This window comes from Desulfosporosinus sp. I2, from assembly GCF_000960765.1.
GTDB lineage: Bacteria > Bacillota > Desulfitobacteriia > Desulfitobacteriales > Desulfitobacteriaceae > Desulfosporosinus.
Genome location: NZ_JYNH01000198.1, coordinates 1 through 6,363, shown reverse-complemented (window position 1 = coordinate 6,363; position 6,363 = coordinate 1). Strand labels below are relative to the sequence as shown.

General features: G+C 39.7%; 5 protein-coding genes. 1 reads left to right on the top strand and 4 read right to left on the bottom strand.

The genetic code is table 11. The features are described from left to right. Positions 1–94: 94 nt before the first annotated feature. Positions 95–1,867, top strand: a complete 1,773-nt coding sequence (locus UF75_RS24020; RefSeq protein WP_045577045.1) for a reverse transcriptase/maturase family protein — start codon at positions 95–97, stop codon at positions 1,865–1,867. A 386-nt stretch (positions 1,868–2,253) separates the two neighbouring features. Here the strand turns inward: UF75_RS24020 and UF75_RS24015 are convergent, their stop codons facing one another. The 4 genes from UF75_RS24015 to UF75_RS24005 all read right to left on the bottom strand — a co-directional run bounded on the left by UF75_RS24015 (position 2,254) and on the right by UF75_RS24005 (position 6,261). Then, on the bottom strand, positions 2,254–3,141 hold the full coding sequence (locus tag UF75_RS24015) for a DNA adenine methylase (protein ID WP_045577044.1): 888 nt from the start codon (positions 3,139–3,141) through the stop codon (positions 2,254–2,256). 56 nt (positions 3,142–3,197) lie between these two features. Further along, positions 3,198–4,277: an AAA family ATPase gene (locus UF75_RS27735; protein WP_082075324.1), complete on the bottom strand. Its 1,080-nt coding sequence runs from the start codon at positions 4,275–4,277 to the stop codon at positions 3,198–3,200. Next, entirely contained in the window at positions 4,252–4,860 is a 609-nt protein-coding gene (locus UF75_RS27730) for a hypothetical protein (RefSeq protein ID WP_082075323.1), read from the bottom strand. Before UF75_RS27730 ends, UF75_RS27735 begins: the two co-directional genes overlap by 26 nt. 534 nt (positions 4,861–5,394) lie before the next feature. Next, entirely contained in the window at positions 5,395–6,261 is an 867-nt protein-coding gene (locus UF75_RS24005; RefSeq protein WP_052693597.1) for a tyrosine-type recombinase/integrase, read from the bottom strand. Positions 6,262–6,363: the final 102 nt, after the last annotated feature.

Genomic DNA, 6,363 nt, shown 5'->3' with positions numbered 1-6,363 from the left:
CCCTAACAGTAGCCTAATGGCCTTCTGTAATGGAAGGCACACGGGTGAAGGGGGGCAGTATTCCAAGTTCCTATTTTGAAAGGAGTTGCTTTGAATGGAGCATTCAAAACTTGTGGAAAGACTGGAAGGTTATCGCCGTCGTAACAGTGCCAACCAAAGCTATGTCAACAGGGACCTCTATCGTTTGTTCTATAGCAGAGATTTGTACATCATTGCCTACAACTCCGTAAAGTCCAACGACGGCGCGGAGACATCCGGCGCTGATGGCACCTCCCTGCATGGCTTCTGTGAGGAATGGATTACAGAACTTATCTCTTCCATGCGCGACGAATCCTACCAACCTCAGCCAAACAGAACAACGATGATATCCAAGAAGAATGGTAAGATGCGCAAACTCAGCTTTCCAAATGGAAAGGACAAGCTTGTTCAGGAGGCAATTCGCCTTATCCTGGAGTGCATCTACGAGCCTACCTTTTCTGACCTCTCTTACGGCTTCCGCCCTAAACGCTCTACTCAAGGGGCTATAGCTGAAATAGAGACGTGGAAAGGTACGATTTGGTTTGTCGAAGGTGACATCTCCGCCTGCTTTGATGAAATTGACCACCGCATCCTGGAAACGATACTCCGCGAACGTATCGACGATGAGCGCCTCATCCGACTTATTAATAAGATTCTCAAGGCCGGCTATTTCGACTTGCAGCACACTCTTCAGAGAACCAAAACCGGAAACGCACAGGGCTCCTGTTGTAGCCCCATCCTCTGCAACATCTATCTTGATAAGTTGGACAGGTTTATAGAAAACATTATCAAGACAGACACCACGGGCGCCTACCGTAGACAAAATTCTGAATACGCCAAGGCGAGATACCTATACAGAAAGGCGGTCAATAACGGTAACGACACCAACTCTATTAGGCGATTGAAGGTTGCAATGGAAAACCTCCCGGCCTCTGACAGATATGATCCCAATTTTCGCAGAGTAAGATATGTGCGTTACGCCGATGATTTTCTGCTTGGCGTGATTGCTCCCAAGGCCTATGCAGTCGATTTGAAACGGAGAATCAAGGAGTTCTTGAACAGCGAGCTCTGCCTGAGGCTGAGCGAAGAAAAGACCAAAATCACGCATGCTGCAGAAGATGAGGTGACTTTTCTCGGATATATTATCCGCAAGGGCACAGGCATTCACTGCAAATTTCACAGCAACCCTTTTGACTCAACCCTCCGCATCTATATGAATACGGAGGGTATCCTGGAAAAGCTACGTGAGAACGGTATGTGTAGGGGTAACTATTATCCCATCGGTATCTCTCGCCTCCTTAGGGAACCTCCGGAAGAAATCATCAAATACGGCAACCAGGTACTCCGCGGACTTCTGACTCAACAACGCGGCTGCTCCAATTTCTTTAAGGGCTGGCGCATCCAATACGTTGTAATGTATTCTATCGCTAAAACCCTGGCACGCAAATTCGACATCAGCCTTAAGAAAGTATTTGTCCGCTTTGGAAGATCTCTATCGGTTAGGTACAGAAATGCCAAGAATAAAGCCTGTTCAGTTTCATTGGCACTCTACAAATCTTTTGCGAGACAAAAGGACTTCTTTGCTAAAATCAAGTCGGCAGCAATATCTGAGCCCTCGCCCAAGTACAACTTGATGGACCCTCTGGCCCGTCTCTGCTACATCTGCGTCAATCCGCATTTTCGTGTCAGCATGTACCACAGGAAAACAAAGAAGTTACTCGTTAAGCCTTACTCTCCGATTGTCACTGTCATGCTGGACATCAACCGGAGACAAATTCCTTTATGCGGACACTGCTTTGCCAATGTCGAAGCAAACAGATTTCAGTTAAATCAATTGAAACGACGATAACTCATTTGGAATATGGAGAGCCGTATGCGGTGAAAGTCGCTCGTACGGTTCGGGAAGGGGCGGGTTACTTTGCTAATCCGCCTATTTCATCTTAAGATCGTGGAAATATTCCAATAATACACAAAAAGGCCAACCTGTCCAAAAAGGCGACCTGACCGTTTATGTCCATATATTATCCTGCTTTTCCAGCACACTTTTGGACATACCCCAAAAGTGTGATAGATCGGGCAGTCGATTCTTTACATAAGAGGCCGGGAATGGTTCAGTGTTCAGATTTTTGTTATTAATAGTGGGTGCGCTGGGTGCGCTTCAGCATGGCGGTACTGTAGATGACGAGGAATTTCCGATGATGTCTGTCCAAATGTAAATACTAATCCTCCATAACTTTATATTGTGTTTAAATCGTAAAAGTCTCTAGATTGGCAGAAATCTTTTAAGATATATTCAGGCAAATTTAAATTGTTACTAAAAAAGATATACTCTTTCGCCTTCTTACTCTTTTGAACAGTATATGTGACATCAAGATAGCTAAAACGATAGTTACTATAAAGATCAGCTATGAGTGTACATATATCATATGTTACAATCCATTTTCGACTACATTTCAATATAATTTCTGATAATGTTCTATGATCTTCTTCTTTAAAAGAGTTCTGATATAGCTGCGATCCTTTCCTTACATACGGAGGATCAAAATTTATTAAAGCTTTATAAAACCGCCTTAAGTATTTTGGCTGCAATAACTCTTTTGCATCCAAATTGAACAAGACGATCTTATTTCGGTATTCGGAAATATTTTGAATCTTTTGTATTAAATTCGATTTGTTAAAACGAGCACTAATATTATTAGTGCCGCCTTGTTCAAATCCCCCAATCATTCCGCCTTTAATTACACCAGATACATTAGTTCTGTTCAAAAAAAATGTAGAAAACCCTAACTCCAAAGAATTTGACACATCTTGCTTTCGATATATTTCTCTTTGCCGCTTCCATTCCAATGGTGTAATATTAGTCTGCTGAATTAGATTGCAAAGTTCTTCTGTATTATTTAAGACGCTATACCAAAAGGCATATATTGCAGGATCATAGTCATTAATGACAATTCTTTTAACATCACCATTAAGTAGTAGCTTTATTGCCAACCCAGCACCCCCTGCAAAAGGCTCAATGTAAGTTTGTCCCAATAAATTGTTATATTCCAAAATATTTTTTACATACTGGTAAATTTTTGTCTTACCACCGGGATATCTTAATGGCGATAAAGTAGTTGGCATAGAGTCAGCTCCTTAACAACAGCATAGTATTATAATAAATATACGTGAACCTATATTTATATGTTCCACTCCTTTGAGTTAATTCCATGAAATTCAGCCACCTTTTTAAACATAACATGTAAGTCCTTATAGAATTTAGTAATTTGTTCCTCATGTTCTGCGTTGTTGACCCAATGCTTAAATAATAGTTCAAAAAAGCGTCTTTTATTAGTGAACACTTTCTTACTCATTTCTCTTTTAATCCCATGAGTAGATTTATTATCTTTTATGAGCTCGTTAAGCTTTTCTTGGATACCATCTATTTCAGGACGAATATTACTTCTATAATACACTTTTCCGTAGTTAAGGCTTAAGATTGTTTCGTCTGTCCAGAAGCAATCATCATTATCAAATAACTGTATCGAATAATCCATTATTAACTTTTCCGGAGAATCCCCACCAGGCAAGGCTATCACATATTTAGAATAGTCCTGTTTATTTTTTTGATCTCCATCCAATATGCAAATTGATTGCATTGTGGATTTCAGTAAGTATATGTCATCAAATATACTTAAAAGGTTAGATGCGCCAATATTTGCATTTACAAAATGAAAAAAATGCCTAACTTTCGAAAACGTGCTAGCATATTTCTCAGCATAATAATCTAAGAGAATATTCAGAAATATCCTTGCTTCTTCATCTTCTGTAAAAACCGGAATAACTTTGTTTATGTAAATTTCATCCCGTGTAATAGAATGCAAGAACATCTTTATTTTATATATATCGGGAGTTTCCATTTTTAAAACCGTCGTAATATTATCAATTAAATATATGACATTGTATTTCTTACCTAATGCGTATTCTAACAGGGATAAACTATGAGTAGTGCATATAATTTGTATTTTATAATCCACAGAATATTTGTAAAACAACTTTAGTAGGCTGAATTGGAGAGAGGGATGCAGCGTAGCATCAATTTCATCAATTAACAAAACACTCTCTACAGTATTATCACTTTTAATACAGTTATAGTAATATTTGAGAGATACAATAGCTGAAATGAGTATAAATAAATTATCTTCCCCTGCAGAAATAGTGTTAGAATCTATCCCATCTATGTCACTTGAAAAGTCAGTCCTGATCTTTATATCTCCCATTTTTTCGCTGTACTGTTGATGAGATAGATAGCCCAGTAAATTGTTTGTATATCTCTGCAATTTCTTTTTGATAGATTAAAGGTAACGACTTTTTGATTCCTTCAATCGCGTCATCATTTTGGAACTCACCAAAAGGGAGTAATCGTGACAATCCTAAATAGACCACAGGGCAATAAGGTAACGAATCATTTGTTCCTTTTTGATAATAAGGCTTGACTGCATATCGATTACTGATCTTTGAATTATGTTTTCTAAAACCTAAAGGTGTTTTATCATAATAATCTATAGTAAATAATGACCCCTTTTGATCAATTGCGGGATCATTGTATTGTTTATCACCACGCGTTAAGCTTTCTACCTTAGGATTTATAATATTATTTACCTTTTTTATAATTTCCGTACATGTATTATCATTAATCCAAGAACAATTTTTATTTACTGCTTGAAATGAGTTACTAATAATATGTAACAGTGAAGTTTTGCAAGTTCCGTTAGTGCCAGAGATAACATTTATTCCGCTCGAAAACTCAAAATCTAAATTTTTAATTTTACGATATTGTATAATAGAAATTTTCTTAATCACTTTTAATCTCCTCTACAACACATAGCGAAACTAATGGGTATCCCCATACTATGATACCGCAGTGTTAAAGCTAGAATAAATTTCCGAGGTCCGTATTACCCTTGGGGATACTTGAAGTCCCCATATTATTCCACTCTAACATTTCTACATATTCCCTCTATTTCCTCCCACGAAATCGAAAATAATCCAATAAGAAACAAAAACGCCAGACCTAAAATGATATGCTCAATATATTCCCCCTCACACTATGTCACTCTCAAAAGACAATCAGTTTCTCAGACCAGCTAATCCCGGCTTTTGCTCAAAGCACATATAGCACTATTAAGCACTCCACGTGCATCGTCCACGGAAACATATTATATTCAACACCTGTATTTCAGATAAATTACCCAAAAACACAAGTGATTCACTGTTTCTTACAATTCTTCTTTTGCTGGCTTGCCGTTGAGTAGGCTTATATCCGCTATGGCGTAATAGCTAAGGGCTTGTACGATATATAGCTCTGGAAGACTGCTCCCGATTCAGTGTTAATTACTATCTTAGCGACAGCTTCTCCACCGCGTTCGCTTTATCCTGCTCAGACGGCAGAGTGTAGATCCGTGTCGTATTCAAACTCTTATGCCCCAGGATTTCCGCGACCATCTCCAGTCCTTCGCCAGTTTTTAGTAGATTCCGAGCAAACGTATGCCGGAGGACATGGGGGTGAAGTTCAGGCAGTTTCGCTAGGTAAGCGTACTGGTCTATAACCTGCCGGATTCCACTAGCAGTTAAGCGACGAGTTCCCCTCCCCCGCTGACTCAAAAACACTGGCCCTTTTGTGCGACCATTTAAATAATCGCGCAGGGCCTTTCGAGTATCGCTATTAAGAGGCACATTACGAAATTTACCCCCTTTCCCCAGCCGTACCTTAAGACCGCCGGAGCGATCGCCAATAATGAGATCATCAATATCCAAAGCGGCCACTTCGCTAATACGAAGGCCAGTGTTTAGCATAAGTGTAATCAGAGCAATATCCCGTGGTATGCTTTCGCGCTCTACAGCACGAGTAAGTGATCGTTGACCTAGACGATCCAGTCCTTGAGGTGCAGAGCGCACCTCTTCCACATTTGATGGCATTGGTACATTCTGACCGTTAAAGTCCAGCCAGTTTGCAATCGCAACGAAGGAAAGATTGACTGTCGATGGAGTGCGCTTTAGGTTAATTAATAAGTAGGATTTATATTCACGCAGGTCTGTAGGAGTGACACACTCATGAGTAAGTGTTTCTCCATTCGTCGATTCAAACCACTCAGCAAAACGCAGTACTCTCTGTCTATAGGCTCGGAGGGTGTTTTCACTTTTGTTGGCATGGCGAAGATGTTCTAGCCATGGGTTGAGTTCCGGCACATTAGTTTGTGACAAAGACATCACCTCTTTTTCTTTTGGTTAGCCCTGGGGTTTACCCTATGTTTTTGTGCTTAAAATCTTATCTCCTGAGTTTTTCGGCACTTAACGACCATAACG